Genomic DNA, 22,938 nt, shown 5'->3' with positions numbered 1-22,938 from the left:
TCTTTCTATCAAAAAGTTTTTACTCTCTATTATATCATGTTTTTTAAGAAATGGGGCAGAAAACATACTTGCTTTCAAAAAATAGTCACAGCACAGTCATTCTCGTTTTTTGCTATTTTAAAATAATACTTGCAACAATTGGACTGACAATCACATACATAATCCCTGTCACGCCAATAGCTAGACCAGCCATAGCACCTGCAACTTGTCCGTATTTAAAGGCTGTCCCTGTCCCAACAGCATGTCCCGTTCCTCCAAGAGCTAAGCCTACTGCAACAGGATCTTTGATTTTTAAAATCCTTAAAACAGTCGGTCCTATCACACTTGTCAAAATTCCCGTTGCTACTACGACCACCAACGTCACCGTCGTCAGCCCTTGCATTTTATCTGTAATTCCAACCGCCATAGCTGTTGTTACTGATTTGGGAAAGAGTGAAATTGCTAAGAAAAAATCCATTCCAAAAGCCTTGGCGACCAAGGCCGTAAAACTAGTGTTCACTACCACTGCTACAAAAGTACCAATCAAAATGCTTCTGGCATGGTGTTTCATGAGATGAAATGTTTTATACAAAGGAATTCCCAGTGCAACCGTTGACGGCACAATGAGATTATTCAAATACGTTCCACCTATGTAGTAATGTTTATAAGAAATTCCTGTCAATTTTAAAAATACAATGACAAATATGGTGGCTAGAAGCAAAGGTGTTGTCAAAGGATGCGGAAATCTGCGAAAAATCAACATTCCTACCAGATAAGCAAAGATCGATAAAGCCAAACCAAATAAAGGATTGCCCCACAAATTAGACATTTCTTGTTTCTCCTTCTCCGTAATCTCCTTCAAAGCGATTTTTGATAAAATGAACAACCACGGCAATGACAATCACATTGATTACAATCGCTCCAACAATAATCAAAACAATCGGCAGCAGATAAGGCGCAATGACATGAAATTTATCCATAATTCCGACTGCTGGCGGCAAAAATAAAATGGTCATATTGGCTAATAAAAAATTTCCCACCATACTCACATGCCGCAATCTGAAAATTTTAAATTGCAAAGCCAAAAAAAGAAGAATAAGCCCAATAATACTCCCCGGAATAGGCAAATGAAAAAGATAGGAAATCCCTTCTCCTATCAAAGAAATTGAAAAAATAATCATCAATTGTACGTATAATTTCACGAGAAACCTCCAAACTTTCTAGTTACAGTCTACTACTTTTCAGAAAAATTTCAATATTTTTCAAAAAATAAATGAGTGAATCCGTTCTCTTCACTCATTTTATCTTCTAGTAAAAAAAACGCCACTAACGAGCGTTTTGTAACAAAACGGAAGACATGGGATTCGAACCCACGCACGCTTTCACACGCCTACTGCGTTTCCAACACAGCCTCTTAAGCCTCTTGAGTAATCTTCCATATTTAACAATGGAGCCGGTGGGAATTGAACCCACGTCCAAACACCTGCCAACACATTTGTCTACAACCATAGGTTATGTATTGGATTTAACTTCGCTTTGACACATAACTCAAGCCCAAGCCAAGCGAGTCTATCAGTCTCTTATCAAGCCCCTAGACAAGGCTTAATCGTATCTCGCTATTATTAAGACCGGTCATCGAACACGAGCGATCCGAATCTGGTCACGCTGGCTGTTTTTTAGGCAGCTAAAGCGTAAGAATTATTATTTTTTGCAGTTATATTTAACTGGCGCTTTACATCCGCTCGATGAGTCGCAAAATGTGCCTCATAATGCCTGTCGAATCCGTAACGACCCCAAGACATAAAAATATTATACCATATTTTTTAATAATATTTCAATTTTTAAGTCCATTGTTTTTTAAATCTACTTTTTTACAGGAACTTTTATGCTATACTAAAAAGGAATCTGTTTGAAAGGATTGTTATCACATTATGGTATTGCATCTTATTTGGCTTCTTCCTACTCTTCTTTTTCTTGTCTTGTTTTATATAGAGCCAAGGCGACTCTTCAATGCGTATTTGCTTAGTATCGTTTTAATTTTATTCGCCGCTATCGTTTCTGGTTTGTTTGTGATTCATATGGAACAACTTGTCAATAGAAATCTGGCAATGCTTTCTTTGCTCATCTTAGCACTTTTCATTCCTTTGAGTGTTATAATTTCAACCATTTATCTCATTTTTAATGGCAGACAGATGATGACCTTTGAAGGCAGGCGTTTAGCAAACCTTCTCTCCCTCTTTTATGGACTCGCTATTGCTCTTTCCCTAGCGCTTACTTTTTTCTTTCCTCATTTTATCTTTCTTCATAAAATCCTATCTCTTACAAATGGACTTCTAATTTATGGTAGCTATCTTTATGTGACCTATATCCTTTACGGTTTTGTTTATAATGTATTGCCCGTCATAAAACATCCAGACTACATCATCATCTTAGGGTCTGGTTTGATAGGAGACAAGGTTCCACCTCTTCTCGCTCAACGACTCGAAAAGGGGAAGACGATGTATGAAAAATTTCATAACCATCCCAAAATTGTCGTTTCTGGAGGACAAGGTGTCGATGAACCAATAACCGAAGCAGAAGCAATGGCGCAATATTTAAGGCAAGTAGGTATTCCACAAGAAGATATTATAATTGAACGGCAGTCAACCAATACCTTAGAAAATTTGCGTTTTAGCAAAGCAATTTTGGATGAGACACGTGAGAAAAATTATCGTTGTCTAGTTGTCACCAATTCTTTCCACTCCTTGCGAGCGGGTATTTACATGCGAAAGATTGGTTTGAAAGGACGTAGTATAGGTTCCCGAACAGCACCTTATTTTCTACCATCATCTTGGATACGTGAAACGCTTGGACTGATCGTGCTTTATTGGAAATGGCACGCTATTTTTCTTGGATTGTATTTCATTGTTTGGCTTACTAACCTCTTTCGATAAGGCGTAATTTTACTTAACGGAATGAACAATTCGTAGAAAACGATTGAAGCTGTCGACCGAGGCGACAAAGTAAACTGAAACTGGTTCAGACCGTCGACCAGGACGACGAAGTAAACTGAAACTCATTCGCCTCGTCCGCTCGGCTGACACTATAAACCCAAACTCATTCACTTCGTCCGCCCAGCTGACACAATAAACCAAAACTAATCCACCCCATCCGCTCGGCTGACAGTATAAATCAAAACTAATCCACCCCATCCGCTCGGCTGACAATATAAATCAAAACTAATCCACCCCATCCGCTCGGCTGACACTATAAACCAAAACTCATTCACTTCGTCCGCCCAGCTGACACAATAAACCAAAACTAATCCACCCCATCCGCTCGGCTGACAGTATAAATCAAAACTAATCCACCCCATCCGCTCGGCTGACAATATAAATCAAAACTAATCCACCCCATCCGCTCGGCTGACACTATAAACCAAAACTAGTTCACTTCGTCCGCCGGGCGGACGGAAGAAATATGATGCAATTTTGAAGATTTAGCAAAAAATAGTTGTGAGACAGAGCAATTGCATTTTAGCTTTGTGCCGCTAAGGATAGAAAAACACGAACTCGTCCAGATTAGCTAACTGCTAGTCAAGACAGGGTTCGTGCTTTTATTGTTTCGTTGGAGTTTTGTTTTGCTCCTTTATTCGTTAGGCTTCTTTCTTGGCAAACTGACTTGTATATAAGTCGTAATAGAAACCTTTATCAGCTAAAAGCGATTCGTGAGTTCCTTGCTCAATGATTTGTCCATCTTTGAGAACCAAAATCTTATCTGCCTCTTGAATCGTCGATAAGCGGTGAGCAATGACAAAGCTTGTCCGTCCTTGCATGAGGTTCTTCATCGCCTTTTGAATCAAAAGCTCTAAGCGCGTATCAACCGACGAGGTTGCTTCATCCAAAATTAAGATTTTGGGATTTGCCAATAGTGCTCGCGCAATGGTCAGCAATTGTTTTTGTCCTAGCGAAATATTGCTGGATTCCTGATTCATTTCCATATTATAGCCACCTGGAAGCGTCCGAATGAAATGATCGACATTAGCTGCTTTGGCGGCTTCCACAATCTCTTCATCTGTCGCATTCAGATTTCCAAAGCGCAAGTTTTCTTTGACTGTTCCTTCATAAAGCCAAGCGTCTTGCAAGACCATACCAAATTGTTTGCGGTAATCTTGGCGCGATAAGTTGCGAATATCGTGACCATCCACAGAAATTGAACCTGCTGTTACATCGTAAAAGCGCATGAGTAGATTGATGAGGGTGGTCTTTCCGGCACCTGTTGGACCGACAATCGCCACCATTTCGCCCGGCTTAACCTCTAAGTTGAAGTCTCGAATGAGCGGTTTGTTTTCCACGTATTGAAAGTCAACATGCTTGAAGCTGACCTGACCTGTCAAATCATGTTCCAGCCGCTCTTTCGCATCTGTTACTTCGTCTGGTTCATCCAAGACTTGGAAAACACGATCCAGCGAAGACTTAGCACTCTGCAATTGCCCAGCTAGTTGCGTTAAGTTTTGGATTGGTTGGTTTACTTGCCACACATATTGTACGAATGCTTGCATGTTCCCAATTGTTAATTGTCCAGAAATGACTTGCAAACCACCAACAACTGCTACAAGCAGATAAGTCAAATCTGAAATTGCGTTCAAAATTGGCATCATCAAGCCAGAAATAAAACTAGCTTTGAATCCGACTTCTTGGAGGTTTTGCGTGATTTCTCGAAAATCGTTTGAAGATGTTTCTTCACGGCCATAGAGTTTCAGCACATTAAAACCAGTTAGATTTTCTTGAACAAATCCATTCATGACACCTAGCGTATCTGCTTGCTTTTTAAAATACGGTTGTGATTTTTTCAAAATAAAGTTTGCCCCCAAATAGGTCAACGGAATGCTAGCAATCACTATCAAAGCCAGTTGAAAATTAAGATACAAGACCATTCCGATAACTAAGGTAATGGTCAAAACCGCATTTACAACTTGTAAGAATGATTGTTGAAGCGCATTTGAGACAGTTTCTACATCACTGGTAAAACGTCCTAGCAAATCTCCAAATTGATGTTTATCAAAATAAGAAACCGGAATTTGATTGATTTTATGACTGAGTTCATTGCGCATATCGCGTACCGTATTTTGCACCGCATTGGTCATAAAATAATTTGAATAATATGCTCCAATTTCATAGAATAAGCCACGCAAGAGGTAGAGCGCCATTATCCAAAAGACATACGTGGTATTAATGCTTGCGCCTTCCACTCCTTTTGCCATATCCAATACATTTCGTGTCACTTCCGTAATCGCTAATCCGATAATAAATGGTTCTAACACACTCATCACAATACTCACCACCTTCAAAAAGATAGCAAGGATAACGGAAGCTTTATAAACTTTTAAGTAACTCCACAAACGAATAAAACTATGTTGTTTTTTCATTTTCTCTTTCCCTCCTATTCTTCTTCTGTTAGTGATTGACTATTGAGCTGAGAATTGGCAATTTCGCGATAGATGTCGTTATCTTGCATCAATTCTTCATGCGTTCCGCGCCCGACAATTTCTCCCTTATCCAGAACAATAATCTGATCTGCATCCATAATGGTTCCCACACGTTGTGCTACAATCAATACAGTAGCATTTTGCGTAACTTCTTTGAGTCGACTTCGAAGAATGGCATCGGTCTTATAGTCCAAAGCGGAAAACGAATCATCAAAAATATAAATATCTGGCTCTTTTACGACTGCCCGCGCAATGGAGAGACGTTGCTTTTGACCACCAGAGAGATTGCTCCCTCCTTCTGCCAAATGCGTTTCAAAACGCTCTTCCTTGCTTTCGATAAAGTCTCTCGCTTGTGCTACATCTGCTGCTTGCACCAATTCCTCACGACTAGCATTTTCTTTCCCATAGCGAAGGTTTTCTGCGATTGTGCCGGTAAAGAGCAGAGCTTTTTGTGGAATGAAACCTATCTTCTGCCGAAGCGCTTTTAGGTTATAAGAACGCACGTCCACTCCGTCTACTAAAATCTTTCCAAGTGTCACGTCATAGAAACGCGGAATCAATTGCACCAATGAAGACTTTCCTGAACCAGTTGATCCGATAAAAGCAATCGTTTCACCAGGTTTCGCTTTGAACGAAATATCATGTAGCACTGGGCTTTCAGTCTCACCAGGATAAGCAAAAGTAACATTGTCAAACTCTAAATAACCGTGACTGTCTGTCTCCGTAACACCGTCTTCGTTTGGATTGATCGAAATCGGCATTTCCATTACTTCTTTCAAGCGTTCACTTGAAACAGCTGTACGAGGATACATCGTAAACAAGCTAGATAGCAACAAGAAAGACAGCAATGCATGAAAACTGTATTCGATAAAAGCAACTAAATCGCCAATTTGCAAGTCTCCTGTACCAAGTGGTTTTAAAGCAAACCAGACAATAGCAACAATCATGGCAATGATGATTTGAACAAAGAGCGGTTCTGTCAAACCAGTTAATTTAAATAAGCGATTGGAATTATCCGCATAAATTTCATTTTGTGAAGCAAAACGCTCTTCTTGAAATTCTTCTCGAGCAAAAGCACGAATAACGCGCAGCCCCATTAAATTCTCACGTGCGTATTGATTGATTTTATCTAACGTTTTTTGTTGTTTTTCTGATAAAGGACGAGTCTTGACTGCTATATACCAAACGACAATGCCGAGAAAAGGAACGGAAATTGCGACAATCCAAGCTAAAGAGGGGCTGGTGACAAAAATCATCATCACACTGGAAATCATCATCATAGGCGTGACGACACCCATTTTTAAGGATTGCTCTGCAAATTGCATGAGAACAAAGGCATCACTGGTAATCCGTGTCACCAAAGACGAAACGCCAATTTGCTCATATTCATGATGCGAATACTCTTGCAATTTGTCGTAGATGTCATTACGCATATCACGCACCATACTCGTTGTCAACTTACCAGCTGCATAAGAAAGCACGATCCGCCCCAAAATTCCCAACAAAATCACAATAAGCATCACAATCGCCCAATAATACAAACGATTGCTGTCTCCTCGATTAATCCCTTCGTCAATCATTCGTGCCAAAACAGTCGGCAAACCGAGATTCACCACGACAAAGAAGACAGCACCAAAGAAATCCAACATCAACCATTTGGGATATTTTTTCAAATAAGACCAAATATACTTCATGTTTCTCCTTTCTCCTCATAAAACAAATCCACAATAAAAAAGCACCAACGTACTTTTTAGACAAAATGGGAGTGGGACAGAACTTATCTTGAAAAATTTAAGTTCGTGGTCCCACCCCCGCGAGGGTGATTAGGTGCTCTTTCGAGCTTGAAAAGCGAATAAAGAGTCCAATCACCTACTGCGTCATTCGCTTATCACTAAATTAGATAGAGGCTGAGATACTTTTTGTCCGACCTCATGTAACAATAGTATAACAAAAATATGATATAAATGCAACGCTAGCAATAATCTAGTTGGTAACGGTCACTTCTCCTGTTTGATAATTTAGCCGAAGTCCTGTCTGTACGTTGGGAACAAAAACATTCATTTCCAAGCTACTATCGCTTGATTTAGCTTCAATATGCGAACCAACTGGCACTAAATCCTGTTCATTGGCATAAATCAAAGTCACTCGATACCGAACTCGTTTATTTTTGTCTAGTGCCTTGCGAACCTTTGTTTCATAGAAATTTTGACCCGTAGAATGACTAGTATTTGCTTGATTAGCCCAAGCTGTTTGCACAGCTATATTTTTCGGGTTACTGGTCGAAGCATCAAACCCTTTCAAGTTACCAATCAAAGCATAACCCAACAAATGTCCTCGGTCAACTGCATGGTTGTATTCACCTGATAAATGCTTGACTTGATGCCAACCAGCAGGCGTCCAAGTCGTGGAGCGATTTCCTGTTTCTTCACGACTTCTATATTGGCGAGTTGTTTTGGATAAAAGAGCATTTGCAACCGTCGGAACGGTCTGACCTCGGACGAGTTTAGTCTTATTATCCGCATAAGGAACGCTTGCAACTTTAGCATCCAATGTTGTTTTATTTTCATTGATTGTGAAGGCTCCTGCCCCATTCCATTCAATCTTTCCTTTGAGTTGCCGTTTAACGGACTCTGTCAAAACACTCTGTGCTAATTCTTGACTGGGTGCTGCATGATTCGTTCGAATACTTCGATTAATAGCAGTGCTGTCAGAAGGCTTCGTACTACCATGATGATTGCTAAAAGAATAACCTCCCAGCGCAAGAACCAGTGCTATAACCAAACCAGCTACACTTTGTGCTACTTTCTGATTGGATTTCTTTCTCGCCATTTCTCCCCCTTTTAAATAAATAGGAAGCGGGACTCAAAGCCAATTTCTACGAAATCACGACCTCTGTCTCACTCCCTTTTTCCTATCAATATTATTGTCTATTGTCCTGTGAATTTGCTGATAATCTCCTGCCACTTATCTGGCGATAAAATAGCCCATGGATTTTTTCCACCATAACCAACAACTAAACCGAGTGCAAACAAAATCAAACCCAACAATAAGACTATCAGAACAATTCCGACTTGTTTTCCAACATATTTCAAATCATTATTCATCGTCTTCTTCCTTCACTCGCTTAATAGAAGCACCTAAGTTAGCCAACTTTTTATGGAACTGATAATATCCTCTGTCCAAATGAGTTAGTTGTCCTACTTTTGTTTCACCTTCTGCAACCAAGCCTGTTAAAATCAGCGCGGCACTCGCACGCAAGTCTGTTGACATCACCTCTGCCCCTTGCAAGGCTTGACCACCAACGATACGAGCTGTGTCCCGCATAATTTCTGAATGTAAACCCATCCGACGCATTTCTTCCAGATGTTGAAAACGATTCTCAAAAACAGTCTCAATCATGGTAGACTCACCCTTGGCAACCGTCATCAAAGCTGTAAATTGCGCCTGCATATCTGTCGGGAAACCTGGATGCGGAAGAGTCTTCACATTGACCGCTTTTAACTTGGATAAATCCGAACAAATCCGAATTCCTTCGTCCTCTTCGGTAACAGACACACCCATTTCCATCAGTTTCGCAATGAGGGGACGATTATGCTCCCAGATAGCATCTTGCACAAGAACATTGCCACCTGTCATAGCAGCTGCTACCATAAAAGTTCCAGCTTCGATACGATCTTGCACCACGCTATGACTTGTCCCAGACAATTCCTTAACCCCAGTAATGGTTAATGTTTCCGTACCTGCTCCACGGACTTTAGCCCCCATTTTGTTTAACAAAACAGCTAAATCCACAATTTCAGGCTCCCGAGCTGCATTTTCAATAACGGTCACACCGTCTGCTAACGTTGCTGCCATCATAATGTTTTGTGTCGCCCCTACACTTGGAAAGTCCATATAGATATGAGCTCCATGCAATTGGTCAGCTTTTGCTTCGATAAATCCAGCCGTCTGCTTAATTTCTGCTCCCATTGCCTCTAAACCTTTCAAATGAAGGTCAATAGGACGGCTTCCAATCGTACAGCCACCCGGCATGGAAACTTTTGCGTGACCATTACGCGCCAAAATAGGTCCTAATACAACAATTGAAGCACGCATTTTACTCACATATTTATAAGGCGCTTCTTCACTCAACGGCTGTGTAGCATCCACCGTAATCCGGTTTTCTTCTTGCTCAAAAGTCACTTTTGTATTCAATCCACGAACCACATTGTTCATCGTAAACACATCTGATAGAACCGGAACATTGGTTAGAGTTGTTTTCCCTGTCGTCGCTAGAATAGTTGCTGCAAGCAAAGGCAAAACAGCATTTTTGGCACCTTCAATTTTAACCGAACCAACTAATGGATTCGAACTGCCTTGTATAATAATTTTATCCATATTTTCTCCAAAACACTTATTTTATTACTTTTCTCATCTTATAAATTGCTATTAAACACATCACGTCCTAATGTATAGAGACTGAGGAAGAAAGAGCTGAGCAAAAAGCCTAATGCAATACTAAGCAATAAAATCAAAAAACGAATTCTAAAAGCATTGTCAGCATTCACTTTCAATAGTTTTTCCCAATTCACAACAGTAGAAAGTAAGTGAAATGAAAGAAAAATAAAGATCATATGGCTACTAAGCGTAAAAATTAACTGAATCATATTCCCATTATACCAAAAAAATAGATGAGAGCAAACTATCGGACACGAATCATGTACCGATAACAAAAAAGCCATTATAAAAAAGGCCAATTGGCCAATTGGCCTTTTTTATAATCTTGTTCCAACGTTAATTCGGTTAATGGCACGTTGAAGAGCGATTCTGGCACGACGTTCTTGGTCAATCAAATGCTTTTCATGTGCTTCTTCAATAGCACGTTCAGCACGTAATTTTGCTCTTTCAGCACGACTGATGTCAATATCGCGAGCACGTTCGGCAGAGTCTGCAACAATGGTGATTACATTATCAGCTACTTCGACAATTCCACCATTCACAGCAATCCAATTGACATGATCTTCATCATCAATCCGCTTCACTTTGACCTCATCGACAGCCAAAACAGCAATCATATTTTCATGATGCGGTAAAATCCCCATTTCTCCATCAAGAGTTTTAACGGAAACAAACGTTGCATGGTGGTCAAAAACTAGACCATCAGGTGTCACGATTTGTACTGTCATTTGAGCCATAGGTCACCTCTTAAAATCCCATTTTTTCAGCTTTAGCAACGACATCTTCGATAGAACCAACACCACGGAAGGCATCTTCAGGGAGATGATCATATTTTCCTTCAAGGATTTCCTTAAAGCCACGAACTGTATCAGCAACTGGTACATAAGAACCTGGTTGCCCAGTAAATTGTTCAGCAACATTAAAGTTTTGTGACAAGAAGAATTGAATCCGACGCGCACGCGCAACCAAAGTCTTTTCTTCGTCTGACAATTCATCCATACCAAGGATTGCAATAATATCTTGCAATTCATGGTAACGTTGAAGGACACGTTTCACTTCTGCTGCTACAGCATAGTGCTCTTCTCCGACAATTTCAGGAGCAAGTGCACGGGAGCTAGAAGCAAGTGGATCAACTGCTGGGTAAATCCCTAATTGCACCAATTTCCGTTCCAAGTTGGTTGTAGAATCCAAGTGAGCAAACGCTGTCGCTGGCGCAGGGTCAGTGTAGTCATCGGCTGGCACATAGATAGCTTGGATAGAGGTTACAGAACCTTTCTTGGTTGATGTAATCCGTTCTTGCAATTGTCCCATTTCTGTCGCAAGTGTTGGTTGGTAACCAACGGCTGAAGGCATGCGTCCAAGAAGGGCAGATACTTCAGAACCTGCTTGCGTGAAACGGAAGATATTGTCAATGAATAAAAGCACATCTTGACCTTCAACATCACGGAAATATTCGGCAATGGTCAAACCAGTCAAAGCCACACGCATACGTGCTCCAGGTGGTTCATTCATTTGACCGAAGACCATGGCTGTTTTTTCAATAACGCCAGATTCTTTCATTTCCCAGTAAAGGTCGTTCCCTTCACGCGTTCGTTCTCCAACACCAGTAAAGACAGAAATTCCACCGTGTTCTTGGGCAATGTTGTGAATCAATTCTTGAATCAGGACTGTCTTTCCAACACCGGCACCACCGAAAAGTCCGACTTTCCCACCTTTTAGATAAGGTGCAAGGAGGTCAATTACCTTAATTCCTGTTTCTAAGATTTCTGATGAAGTAGACAACTCATCAAAAGTTGGAGCTTTTTTGTGGATTGGTTGACGTTCTGCATCTTCACCAAAAGGAGCCTCCAAGTCAATGGTATCTCCTAAAACGTTAAAGACGCGACCGAGTGTTTCTTTCCCAACGGGGACAGAAATTGGACGACCAGTATCTAGGACTTCCATGCCACGAGTCAACCCGTCAGTTGATTCCATAGCAATGGTCCGAACCACTCCGTCACCAAGCTCAAGAGCTACTTCAAGGACGATTTTTGATTTTTTTTCGTCATTTTTATAGACTACAAGTGCATTATTTATCTCAGGTAATTTATCACCAGCTGCAAACGCAACATCAACGACTGGTCCGATAACCTGAGCAATTTTGCCTGAGCTCATTCTTTTCTCCTCTTTATATTTATTTTCTGTGACACTATTCTAGTGCACTTGCACCCGCCACAATTTCAGTAATTTCTTGCGTGATAGCTGCTTGTCTAGCACGATTATACTGAATGGTCAAATCATTGATAACTTTTTTCGCGTTATCTGTTGCTGTCTGCATCGCGGTCATTCCTGCCGCATTTTCTGCTGTTTTCGCATCAATAATTGCTCCGTAGATCATACTTTCAGCAAACTGAGGCAATAATTGATCCAAAATGACATCTCGGCTAGATTCCAATTCCAAATTCAAAACGTAGTCTTCATCTGCTTCATTTGGATCCAAATCCACGATTGGAAGCATTTGTTCAACACGCATTTGGCTGGTCAAACTATTGACGTGATGATTATAACAAACATACAATTCATCAAATAATTCGTTTTGATACATTTCAACCGTTTTGTTAATGATTTTACGAACTTCATCAAAGCTTGGTTGATCAGCTAAACCACGTAGTTCATAAATTGGTTGAATACCACGCGCACGAAAGAAGTCCGAGCCCATACCACCGATTGAAATGATGACGAAATCATCTTTATCATGGTATTCTGCAAAAAGTTCCATCATGGATTTGAGAATGGTCGCATTATAACCACCTACTAAGCCACGATCCGATGTAATAACGATATAGGCTGTTTTTTTCACCGGACGACTAATCAACATAGGGTGGTATTTGGAATTTTGCACTTCATGCCCATGAAGCAAATCTGTCAATAACTTTCTGACTTTAGAAGCATAGATTTGGAAATTCTTGGCCGCTTCTTCTGACTTTCCTAGCTTGGCAGCAGATACCATTTGCATAGCATTTGTGATTTGACTGGTGTTTTTTGTGGATGCAATTTTATTTTTTATATCATTTAATGAAACTGCCATCTGACACCTCTATTCTTACTTGAAGCTAGACTGATTGATAAATTCAGTAATTGCAGCATCTAAGACTGCTTCCTCTGGAAGGTCTTTTGTTGTACGAATGATTTCATAGAGGTCTTCATGATGAGCATCAAAGTAATCAAACAGTTCTGCTTGAAAACGAAGAATATCATCAACCGGTACACTATCCAAGAAACCATGTGTCAAGGCGTACAAAATAACGACTTGTTTTTCAACTGGTAATGGTTCATGAACAGGTTGTTTCAAGACTTCTACCGTCCGACGGCCACGATTCAATTTCGCTTGCGTTGCCGCATCCAAATCACTACCAAACTTGGTAAATGCTTCCAGTTCACGATAAGAAGCAAGGTCAATACGCAAGGTTCCGGCAACCTTCTTCATCGCTTTTATCTGTGCAGAACCACCTACACGTGATACAGATGAACCGGCATCAATAGCAGGTCGAACACCTCCATTAAAGAGACTGTCGCTTAAAAAGATTTGACCGTCTGTAATTGAAATTACATTGGTTGCGATATAAGCGGAGATGTCTCCTGCTTGCGTTTCGATAAACGGCAGCGCTGTAATAGAACCACCACCTAATTCATCCGAAACTTTGGCAGAACGTTCCAAAAGACGGCTATGAAGATAGAATACGTCTCCTGGGAAAGCTTCACGACCTGGTGGACGACGAAGCAAGAGTGACAGTTCACGATAAGCAACCGCTTGTTTTGATAAATCATCATAGACAATCAAAACGTGTTTGCCACTATACATAAATTCCTCTGCCATTGCTACACCTGCATAAGGTGCTAAAAACAGCAATGGTGAAGGTTGAGAAGCCGACGCTGTGACAACGATTGTGTAATCCAGCGCTCCATACTGACGAAGTGTTTCTACTTGCGTACGAACCGTTGATTCTTTCTGACCAATGGCAACATAGATACAAATCATATCTTGTCCCTTTTGGTTCAAAATCGCATCAATCGCAATACTTGTTTTACCAGTTTGACGGTCTCCGATAATCAATTCCCGTTGCCCACGACCAATTGGCACCAAAGCATCGATCGCTTTCAAACCTGTTTGAAGCGGTTCTGATACAGATTTCCGTTGCATAACTCCCGGAGCAGGTGTTTCAACTGGACGCGTCTTGTCTGTCTTAATCTCGCCAAGCCCATCAACCGGACGACCAAGCGGATCAACAACCCGACCAATCAAAGCATCTCCGACAGGCACTTCCATGATTTTACCAGTTCGGCGAATGGTATCCCCTTCGCGAATATCTGTGAAATCACCTAAGATGATAATCCCTACATCTGTTGATTCTAAGTTTTGTGCCATACCGTATGAGCCATTTTCAAAAATCAACAGCTCACCACTCATTGCATTGTCAAGACCATGAGCACGGGCGATTCCATCACCAATATATGTGACGACCCCTGTTTCTGTGACGTCAAAATTTGGCTGGAAATTTTCAATTTGTTGCTTAATTAAAGCGCTGATTTCTTGTGCGTTAATCGCCAAAATTCACACCACTTTCTATTTCAAATTTTCTTTTACTGTTTGTAATTGACGTTTAATACTTGCATCAATTGTCTTATTATTAGCTGTGATGATAAAGCCACCAATGAGGCTTGCATCCAGTTCTTCTTTTAAAGAACGGACCTGCAATCCAAATTTTCGCTCAATAATCGGAATAATTTTAGATTTTTGCTCCTCCGATAAACCTTGAACTGATTTGATTGTCACTTCAAATTCATTACTAATCTCTTCAAGCTGGTGAAGACTTTCTACTAAAATATCATAAAAAAGATCTTCACGATGATTATGAATAATAACTTCAATGAAATTGTCAATCAAGGATGAATCAGATCCTTGAAAATAGCGAAGGCTTCTTTCTTTTTCTGTATCATCAACACCAATATGTGACAAAAAAGCAGCTAAATGTGTATTGTCAAAAATGTCTTTGATTTGTTGAAGTTTTTCAAAAACATCTTTTTGCTGACCTTTTTCAATCACGAGTTGGACAAAAGGTGTGGTATATTTTTCAATTACCGCATATCTTTTTTTGTCCATTAAGCATCTCCTAGCTTGTCAATATAGCGGTCAATGAGCTCTTTGTGAGCTTCTTGATCCAATTTTTGACCTAAAATTTTGCTAGCAAGATTTACAGTCAAATCGGCTACATCACCTTTGATACTGTTCATGGCTTCTGCTTTGGTTTGAGCGATTTCTTGATTAGCCTTTTCTTTTAAACGTCCAGCTTCATCAGCTGCATCTGCCAAGATTCCTGCCTTGTTTTTCTCGGCAGTTTCCTTGGCATTTTCAATAATTGTTGTCGCTTCTTGACGACTACCTGCTAATTCTGTTTCTCTCTTTTGAGCCAAATCTTCTGCTTTTTGACGAGCAGATTCTGCGCCATCAATATCATCCGAAATCTTTTTGGCACGTTGCTCAAAAGTACTTGTAATATTATCCCAGGCAAATTTCTTAATTAAAACGATTAACAGAAGAAATGAGCCTGCTACAAGGATAAAATCCCCAATAAGACTACCTAAAGTAATATTCATCTCTTTTCTCCCTTCTATTCCTCACCATTAATTTTCTTACCTAGATACATAGATGTCAACATGGTAAATACATAGGCTTGAATACATGAAATAAAGACTGAAAAAGCTGTCCAAACAAGATTCAAGACAAATGCTATTGGATACCAAGCAGCAGCTTGTTGTGACAAAGTTAATAACAAGCCAGACAGAACTTCCCCTGCATAGATATTACCATAGATCCGCAAAGCCAAAGAAGCAAAATTGGTGAATTCTTCCAAAATATTCATCGGTGTCATTCCAGCAGGTGTCGCAAAAGCTTTGAGATACGCTTTCACCCCACGTCGGCGAATCCCTTCAATGTGACAAATCAAGGTAATCAAGAATGAAAATCCTAGGTCAAATGCAAGATTAGCTGTTGGAGATGTCCACAAGTTATATCCCTTGGTTGTCTGCACTTTTGCCATCAAGCCAAGGTTATTAGCTACTGCAACGAAAAGGAATAAGGAAAAGATAAATAGAGAGTAATTCTTCATATACTTATCGCCAATATTGCCCTTTGTAAAGCCAATGACAAAATCATAGAGGTATTCTAAGACGTTTTGCTTACCAGAAGGCTTCAGCGTCATTTTCCGACTAGCCCAATAGACGAAAGCAAATACGATAAGTACGGTTAGAAGAGACATAGCAAGTAGAGTCAAATCAAAGGTCACAGGACCTAAAGTGATAGTTGGATTTACACTTTCTTCCAACGAACTCCACCCCCTTTTCTAAAGGATAACTTTCTTTTCTTATTTAATGATGAATGACATCGCAAGTGTTACGAAGAAAGTACCTTCGATAAAGGCAATCCCCATGATCATAAGTGTTCTCAACTGACCAATGATTTCTGGCTGACGTGATGCTGATTTAAATAGATTTGCCATTAAAAACCCTTCAGCGAGTGAAACACCCATACAGGCAAGACATAATCCAAAAAATGTTAAATTCATGATGAATTCTCCTTTATGTTTAAAATTTACTTACTTAGTTTAGTCCTAAAAATTCTTTTTGTCAAATGTTTTTGTCTTTTGGAAACGTTTTATACGGATTTCTTTCAATTTCCAAAAAAGTAGGCTATCCTGCAACAATTGTGGTTGTAGAATAGTAGTAAAACGAACTTGATCCCACTATCAGTTTGTTGATGTAGAAATAGCTATTTCCAATTATCGAATTTTTTCCTATATATGTATATTATAGGTAATCTTTATCGATTAAATATAGACAAAAACTACAATTCACTTTTTCAACAAAGAGGCTGGATAAGTCCCAGCCCCTAGCTTATTACTTTTTTAGGTTCCAAATTTCTTTGGCGTATTGTTCAATCGTATCATCTGATGTGAATTTATCAGATGTTGCGATATTAATAAGGCTCATACGCGCCCATTTCCCTTTGTCACGATAGAGTTGATCAATCTTTTCTTGAGCCGCTACGTACGAAGCAAAATCTTCCAGAAGGAAGTATTCGTCATTGTGCGTAATCAAAGCTTCATAAATCTCAGAACCTTCATTTCGGACATTTGGAATAGTTCCGTCCACAAAGCTATCCACCACACGGCGAACCACAGGATTGCTTTCATAAACACCACGTGAGTAGTAATCATGACGGGCATAATGGTCATAGACTTCGTCTTTGTCCATACCGAAAATTACAATATTGTCATCTCCGACTTCATCTTTGATTTCAATATTGGCTCCATCAAGAGTTGCCAGAGTAATGGCACCTGTCATCATGAATTTCATATTAGATGTGCCGGAAGCCTCCTTAGAAGCAAGCGAGATTTGCTCTGACACATCTGCAGCAGGAATGATGAGTTCAGCCAAGCTGACCCGATAATTTTCAAGGAAAACAACCTTTAGCTTGCCTTGTAGACTCTCATCATTATTGACAAGATTTGCCACTTCGTTGATCAATTTGATAACAGATTTGGCAAAATGATAACCCGGCGCTGCCTTGGCACCAAAAATGAAGACACGTGGCACCATATCTTTATTAGGATTGTCTTTTAAATCCCAATATAGTTTAAGAATATGGAGCAAATTGAGCAATTGACGCTTATAAGCATGAAGCCGTTTCACTTGTACATCAAAGATAGCTTCCGTTGACACTTCCACTCCTGTAGATTCTTTGATGAAAACTGCTAAGCGCGCCTTGGCTTCTTGCTTGACATTATAAAATTCACTCAAAACTTGCCGATCATCTTTGTAGTCTAAAAGTCTGCGAAGTTCATGAATATCCGTCCGCCAGCCCTTACCAATTAAACGATCAATTTCATTTGACAATGGTTCATCTGCAATTTGCAACCAGCGACGTTGAATGATGCCATTCGTTTTATTATTGAATTTTTCAGGATAAATAGCATAAAAGTCACGCAACGTATCTTCTTTGAGCAACTCTGTGTGAAGTTTTGCCACTCCATTGACCGAATGCCCACCAATAATCGCAAGATGCGCCATGTGGACTTGATTATCTTTGACAATCCGAGTATTTTCAATCACTTGCGGATCAATACCGCGTGCAGCCATATCAGAAACATAGCGATTGTCAATTTCAAGAATGATTTGGTAAACACGAGGAAGAACATTTTTAAAGAGTTCCGCGTCCCATTTTTCCAAAGCTTCCGAAAGAATGGTGTGATTGGTATAACTCATCGTCTTCACTGTTGCATTCCAGGCGTCCGCCCATTCAAGACCGCAGTCATCAAGTAAAAGCCGCATAAATTCTGCTGGTGCAACCGCTGGATGGGTATCGTTGATATGGACCGATACCTTTTCAGGAATTTGCTCTAAAGGCAGGCCTTGTTTCCGATAAGATTTGATAATCGTCTGCAAACCCGCACTAGTCATGAAATATTCTTGAATCAAGCGCAGTTCTTTTCCTTCGTAACTTGAATCATCTGGATACAAAATAGCCGTAATATCTTGCACTTTGCGGCGTGCTTCAATCGTTGGATATTCTAGTTCATATTCTTCAGGAATTTCAACATCCCATAAACGAAGATTGTTGACAGTATCATTTTCAAAACCAATTTGTGGCACGTCGTAAGGTACTGCACGAAGAGTTTGTGAATTTTCATAAACAGGAACGATCCGACCTTCCTTGTTGGCTTGAAGATAGACATTCCCAAAAATTTTGACATCTACAACATCGTGATCTTTCCGCGTTTCCCAGACGTTTCCTAGACTACCAAACCAATTATCAGGCAACTCGACTTGGTAACCGTCCACAATTTTTTGTTTGAAAAGTCCGTAGCGATAGCGGATTCCATTACCAAATCCCGGATAGCCTGTAGTTGCAAGCGAATCCATAAAAGCTGCTGCAAGGCGACCAAGACCGCCATTCCCTAATGCCATATCGTGTTCAGCCCGTTTTACAGCTGTAAAATCAATACCTAATTCGTCAAAACCTTCTTTGACAACATCGAGGATTCCAAGATTTAGCAAATTAGTTTCCAGCATCCGCCCAGGTAGAAATTCAATCGAAAAGTAATAAGCAATTTTTTGCTTGTCTTCTACTAATTTGTTTCGTCGCTCCAACCACATAGGAGTGATGTATTTGCGAATTGTACGTGCTAAGGTTTGAAACAGTTCTGCCGGAGTGGCATCTTCTACTTTAATCAATTGTTCTTCATGCAAAATATCCTTAAAATCATGAAGAAACTGCTCTTTTGTTAGTTTCATTTCTTAACGGCAAACTCCTTTCTATCAATAAAGAGATTGGTACAAATGACTGTAAGCTTGGCTAGCTGTATCCCATGAAAAATCGCGTTCCATAGCCTGTCTTTGAAGGTTATACCATGTATCTTTATCATTGTGGTATACGTCAATAGCCATGTCAAATGTCCATTTCAGCCAGTAACCTGAGAAATTATTAAAGCTAAATCCAGTTCCTGTTCCTTCATAAGCATTGTAGGGTTGAACGGTGTCACGAAGACCACCAACTTCATGTACAAGTGGTAATGTTCCATAACGCATGGCCATCATTTGGGACAATCCACATGGCTCAAAGCGACTTGGCATTAAGAACATATCACAAGCTGCATAAATTTCTTGCGCTAATTTCACATCAAAAGTGATATTGGCAGATAATTTTTCTGGATAGGCTTGACCAAACCAAGCAAATGATTGCTCAAAAGATGGGTCTCCTGTTCCTAAAAGGATAATTTGTACATCATCTTGTAGTAAATTGTGTAATTGATCCACAACTAAATCAAAACCTTTTTGCCGAGTCAAACGTGATACAATCCCTACTAGAGGTACATCATCTCGCACAGGCAGACCAACTTTTTCTTGCAACGCACGCTTATTAGCAAGTTTGCCAGATAAATCATCTTTATTAAAATGATGATCCAGTAACGCATCTGTTTCTGGATTATAAATATCTGTATCGATTCCATTGACAATACCTGAGACTTTACCCGACTCCATCCGCAAAATTTGATCCAAACCGCAACCAAACTCTGGTGTCATAATTTCACGTGCATAACTTGGTGACACGGTTGTCACACGATCTGCATACAGTATCCCTGCTTTCATCCAGTTGAGGCAATCATTCCAACGCAAAGTACCATCTGCATAACGCTCATATCCTACTCCAAACAAATCCCAGAGCATCCCATCCGAAAATTGCCCTTGAAATTCTAAATTGTGAATGGTTAAAACAGTCCGAATACCATGATAAGCCTGAATCCAATGGTATTTTTCTTTCACCAAAAATGGAATCATCGCTGTATGATAATCATGCACATGGAGAACATCTGGAATAAAATCCACTCGCTCCATTAACTCAACAGCTGCCATTTGGAAATAGGCAAAGCGTTCGCCGTCATCAAAATCGCCATAAACATGTCCACGGAAGAAATAGTATTGATTGTCTATAAAGTAGAAGGTCACACCATTTAAAACGGTACGTTTCACGCCTACATATTGACCACGCCAACCGACCTTCACTTCAAAATGGAACAAGTCTTCCATTTGGTCGCCAAACTTTTTATCCACCATATCATAGTATGGAAGAATGACGCCCACTTCATGACCTGCCTTCACAAGAGATTTAGGGAGAGCGCCAATGACGTCTCCCAAACCTCCTGTTTTAGAAAAAGGTGCCCCTTCTGCTGCTACAAATAAAATTTTCATTGAATTCTATCCTCTGTTACTTTTTCACCTTTTTTAATGACAACTGGGTTATCAACTGTTCCTCGAATGGTCACATTCTCAGCAACCTCAACACCCTTATCTAAAATAGCATTTTCTACAACAGCATTTTCACCAATAAGGACACGTGGGAAGAGAATGCTGCTTTTAACACTACTTCCTTTGTTAACGCGGGTATTACGAGAAATGACAGAATCAATCACTTCTCCTTCCACGATACTACCAGAAGCGAATTGAGAATTTGAAACCTTAGAACCGACTGCATAATAAGTTGGCTCTTCATTTTTTACTTTAGTATAAATCTTTTGATTTGGGGAGAAAAGAGAATAGAATTTTTGCGAATCAAGCATATCAATATTGGCATTGAAGTACGAAGTGACAGAATGAATATTTGCTAAATAACCCGTATATTCATAAGCAAATGCTTTTTCCTGAGTAGCTAAATCACGTAAAACATAACGTAATTTTTGAGGAAATTCTTTTTGTGCTTCTATTTCTAACTTTTCAATCAGCCAAGGTGTATCCACAACAAAGATATCCGTTGACATGTTGTACAAATCCTGATCTTTTTTATCATCAAAAAGATGGTGATTTTTCACATGATCTGTTTCATCAATTTCCAAAACAGCGTTGACTTCGGAAATTTCTTCTTTTGGTAATTTTTTATAGACAACTGTAATCGGTTGATCAGTTGTACCATGTAAGTGGAAGACTTGGTTCAAGTCGATGTTCACCAAAACATCACAGTTCAATGCTACCGTTTGATCGCTGCCCGAACGTTTTAAATAGGTCAATAATTGCTCGTAGTATTCTTTACCAACAGTAGAACTTTCTACGCGCGTATTATAAATACCAAGATAGTAGTGACTCAAAAGAGTAGACAGCCCCCATTCACGTCCAGAACGGATATGGTCAAAGACAGAACTAATATTATCTTGTTGGAAAATGCAAAAGACGCTCCGAATCCCTGCATTTGCTAAGCTGGATAATGGAAAGTCAATCAACCGATATTTCCCACCAAAAGGCAAGCTGGCAACTGGACGATGACTTGTCAAAGTAGACATATCATGAAATCCAACTGTATTTCCTAAAATTGCTGAATATTTATCAATCTTCATCTGATGGTACCCCCACTTTCTCATTGTATCCGATAACTTGTACTTCGTCTGTTCCATCAATTTCTACACCATCAGAAATGATAGCTCCTTCACCGATAATAGCACGTTTGATTTTTGCTCCTTGACCAATGATAGCTCCACTCATAACAACAGAATCTTCTACAACTGCATCTTTACGCACCTGAGCTTCCGTAGAAAGAATCGAATGTTTAACCGTGCCATCTACCAAACAGCCGTCCACAACCAAAGAATCTTCAACATGAGCGTTCTCTCCAAGGAAGTTTGGTGGGGAAATCAAGTTCCGTGAGTAAATTTTCCATTGACGATCACGGCTATCTAAGGCATTATTGGGATCGATATATTCCATATTAGCTTCCCAGAGAGATTCAATCGTGCCGACATCCTTCCAGTATCCGTTGAATTCATAAGCGTAGACGCTCTCGCCAGACTCTAGATAATTTGGAATAACATTCTTACCGAAGTCAGACATATCTACATTGCTCTTTTCAGCAGCTACCAGCATAGTACGCAGGCGTTTCCAGTCAAAGATATAAATCCCCATAGAAGCCTTGGTAGACTTAGGTTCAGCTGGTTTTTCTTCAAACTCGACAATGCGGTTATTGGCATCTGTATTCATAATACCAAAACGACTTGCTTCTTTCAGAGGGACATCTAGAACAGCCACTGTTAAGCTGGCATTGTTATCTTTATGAGACTGAAGCATATCATCATAATCCATTTTGTAAATGTGATCACCAGACAAAATCAAGACATATTCAGGATTGATAGTATCAATATAATCAATGTTTTGATAAATCGCATGGCTCGTTCCTTCAAACCAACGATTTCCTTCACTTGCTGAGTAAGGCTGGAGAATGGATACTCCTGTATTAATGCCGTCAAGTCCCCAACTAGAGCCATTCCCAATATGACTATTCAAAGCTAATGGTTGATATTGAGTAATGACACCAACATTATGAATCCCTGAATTCGCACAATTGGACAAAGCAAAGTCAATGATACGGTAACGTCCACCAAATTGTACTGCTGGTTTGGCAATACTTTGAGTGAGTTTTCCAAGACGCGTTCCTTGCCCACCGGCAAGAATCAAAGCTAGCATTTCATTCTTCATTT

Annotated in this window: 21 protein-coding genes, 1 tRNA gene and 1 other RNA gene; 1 reads left to right on the top strand and 22 read right to left on the bottom strand. The window is 39.9% G+C overall.

The features are described from left to right. Positions 1-112: 112 nt before the first annotated feature. From SanJ4206_RS03350 to ssrA, 4 genes are all read right to left on the bottom strand, one after another. Positions 113-808, bottom strand: coding sequence for an LrgB family protein (locus SanJ4206_RS03350; RefSeq protein ID WP_003027725.1), 696 nt, complete (start codon positions 806-808; stop codon positions 113-115). Then, positions 801-1,181, bottom strand: coding sequence for a CidA/LrgA family protein (locus tag SanJ4206_RS03345; protein WP_022525109.1), 381 nt, complete (start codon positions 1,179-1,181; stop codon positions 801-803). The genes SanJ4206_RS03350 and SanJ4206_RS03345 overlap by 8 nt, the downstream gene beginning before the upstream one ends. Positions 1,182-1,328: 147 nt before the next feature. Continuing rightward, positions 1,329-1,416 (bottom strand) — tRNA-Ser (locus tag SanJ4206_RS03340). 8 nt (positions 1,417-1,424) lie between these two features. Next, positions 1,425-1,774, bottom strand: a transfer-messenger RNA (tmRNA) gene (ssrA, locus tag SanJ4206_RS03335). A 136-nt stretch (positions 1,775-1,910) separates the two neighbouring features. Here ssrA and SanJ4206_RS03330 point away from each other — a divergent pair. Further along, the gene (locus tag SanJ4206_RS03330; protein WP_003027727.1) at positions 1,911-2,912 is read left to right on the top strand and encodes a YdcF family protein; all 1,002 of its coding nucleotides are present in this window, start codon (positions 1,911-1,913) and stop codon (positions 2,910-2,912) included. A 701-nt stretch (positions 2,913-3,613) separates the two neighbouring features. Here the strand turns inward: SanJ4206_RS03330 and SanJ4206_RS03325 are convergent. The 18 genes from SanJ4206_RS03325 to SanJ4206_RS03240 all read right to left on the bottom strand — a co-directional run bounded on the left by SanJ4206_RS03325 (position 3,614) and on the right by SanJ4206_RS03240 (position 22,936). Continuing rightward, positions 3,614-5,386, bottom strand: coding sequence for an ABC transporter ATP-binding protein (locus SanJ4206_RS03325; RefSeq protein ID WP_003028080.1), 1,773 nt, complete (start codon positions 5,384-5,386; stop codon positions 3,614-3,616). Between the two features lie 14 nt (positions 5,387-5,400). Next, positions 5,401-7,140 carry an ABC transporter ATP-binding protein gene (locus tag SanJ4206_RS03320; RefSeq protein ID WP_003028078.1) on the bottom strand — a complete coding sequence of 580 codons (1,740 nt, stop codon included), beginning with the start codon at positions 7,138-7,140 and terminating at the stop codon, positions 5,401-5,403. Between the two features lie 289 nt (positions 7,141-7,429). Continuing rightward, the gene (locus SanJ4206_RS03315; protein WP_003028076.1) at positions 7,430-8,275 is read right to left on the bottom strand and encodes a DNA/RNA non-specific endonuclease; all 846 of its coding nucleotides are present in this window, start codon (positions 8,273-8,275) and stop codon (positions 7,430-7,432) included. Between the two features lie 98 nt (positions 8,276-8,373). Continuing rightward, a complete protein-coding gene (locus tag SanJ4206_RS03310; protein WP_003028073.1) occupies positions 8,374-8,550 on the bottom strand; it encodes a DNA-directed RNA polymerase subunit beta in 177 nt (58 codons plus the stop codon). Continuing rightward, a complete protein-coding gene (gene murA, locus SanJ4206_RS03305) occupies positions 8,543-9,823 on the bottom strand; it encodes a UDP-N-acetylglucosamine 1-carboxyvinyltransferase (protein WP_003028071.1) in 1,281 nt (426 codons plus the stop codon). The genes SanJ4206_RS03310 and murA overlap by 8 nt, the downstream gene beginning before the upstream one ends. A gap of 38 nt (positions 9,824-9,861) precedes the next feature. Continuing rightward, a complete protein-coding gene (locus SanJ4206_RS03300; protein ID WP_018543445.1) occupies positions 9,862-10,092 on the bottom strand; it encodes a DUF1146 family protein in 231 nt (76 codons plus the stop codon). A 108-nt stretch (positions 10,093-10,200) separates the two neighbouring features. Next, a complete protein-coding gene (locus SanJ4206_RS03295) occupies positions 10,201-10,620 on the bottom strand; it encodes a F0F1 ATP synthase subunit epsilon (protein ID WP_003028068.1) in 420 nt (139 codons plus the stop codon). Between the two features lie 10 nt (positions 10,621-10,630). After that, positions 10,631-12,037 carry a F0F1 ATP synthase subunit beta gene (atpD, locus tag SanJ4206_RS03290; protein ID WP_003025268.1) on the bottom strand — a complete coding sequence of 469 codons (1,407 nt, stop codon included), beginning with the start codon at positions 12,035-12,037 and terminating at the stop codon, positions 10,631-10,633. A gap of 34 nt (positions 12,038-12,071) precedes the next feature. After that, positions 12,072-12,950 carry a F0F1 ATP synthase subunit gamma gene (locus tag SanJ4206_RS03285; RefSeq protein WP_003028065.1) on the bottom strand — a complete coding sequence of 293 codons (879 nt, stop codon included), beginning with the start codon at positions 12,948-12,950 and terminating at the stop codon, positions 12,072-12,074. 15 nt (positions 12,951-12,965) lie between these two features. Beyond that, the gene (gene atpA, locus SanJ4206_RS03280; RefSeq protein ID WP_003028061.1) at positions 12,966-14,471 is read right to left on the bottom strand and encodes a F0F1 ATP synthase subunit alpha; all 1,506 of its coding nucleotides are present in this window, start codon (positions 14,469-14,471) and stop codon (positions 12,966-12,968) included. Between the two features lie 15 nt (positions 14,472-14,486). Then, positions 14,487-15,023, bottom strand: coding sequence for a F0F1 ATP synthase subunit delta (locus tag SanJ4206_RS03275; RefSeq protein WP_003028060.1), 537 nt, complete (start codon positions 15,021-15,023; stop codon positions 14,487-14,489). Next, on the bottom strand, positions 15,023-15,517 hold the full coding sequence (gene atpF / locus SanJ4206_RS03270; protein ID WP_003028058.1) for a F0F1 ATP synthase subunit B: 495 nt from the start codon (positions 15,515-15,517) through the stop codon (positions 15,023-15,025). The genes SanJ4206_RS03275 and atpF overlap by 1 nt, the downstream gene beginning before the upstream one ends. 14 nt (positions 15,518-15,531) lie before the next feature. Further along, entirely contained in the window at positions 15,532-16,245 is a 714-nt protein-coding gene (atpB, locus tag SanJ4206_RS03265) for a F0F1 ATP synthase subunit A (RefSeq protein WP_003028057.1), read from the bottom strand. A 39-nt stretch (positions 16,246-16,284) separates the two neighbouring features. Then, positions 16,285-16,485, bottom strand: a complete 201-nt coding sequence (locus SanJ4206_RS03260) for a F0F1 ATP synthase subunit C (RefSeq protein WP_003025282.1) — start codon at positions 16,483-16,485, stop codon at positions 16,285-16,287. 331 nt (positions 16,486-16,816) lie between these two features. Continuing rightward, positions 16,817-19,213, bottom strand: coding sequence for a glycogen/starch/alpha-glucan phosphorylase (locus tag SanJ4206_RS03255; RefSeq protein ID WP_003028055.1), 2,397 nt, complete (start codon positions 19,211-19,213; stop codon positions 16,817-16,819). Between the two features lie 24 nt (positions 19,214-19,237). Further along, on the bottom strand, positions 19,238-20,668 hold the full coding sequence (glgA, locus tag SanJ4206_RS03250) for a glycogen synthase GlgA (RefSeq protein WP_003028054.1): 1,431 nt from the start codon (positions 20,666-20,668) through the stop codon (positions 19,238-19,240). After that, positions 20,665-21,804 (bottom strand): glucose-1-phosphate adenylyltransferase subunit GlgD, encoded by a 1,140-nt coding sequence (gene glgD / locus SanJ4206_RS03245; protein ID WP_003028053.1) that lies wholly within the window; start codon positions 21,802-21,804, stop codon positions 20,665-20,667. Before glgD ends, glgA begins: the two co-directional genes overlap by 4 nt. Next, entirely contained in the window at positions 21,794-22,936 is a 1,143-nt protein-coding gene (locus tag SanJ4206_RS03240; protein ID WP_003028052.1) for a glucose-1-phosphate adenylyltransferase, read from the bottom strand. The genes glgD and SanJ4206_RS03240 overlap by 11 nt, the downstream gene beginning before the upstream one ends. Positions 22,937-22,938 lie beyond the last annotated feature (2 nt).

This window comes from Streptococcus anginosus, from assembly GCF_001697145.1.
Classification (GTDB): domain Bacteria; phylum Bacillota; class Bacilli; order Lactobacillales; family Streptococcaceae; genus Streptococcus; species Streptococcus hominis.
The sequence above is the reverse complement of the archived record's forward strand: the minus strand, read 5'-3'. Positions and strand labels throughout refer to the sequence as shown.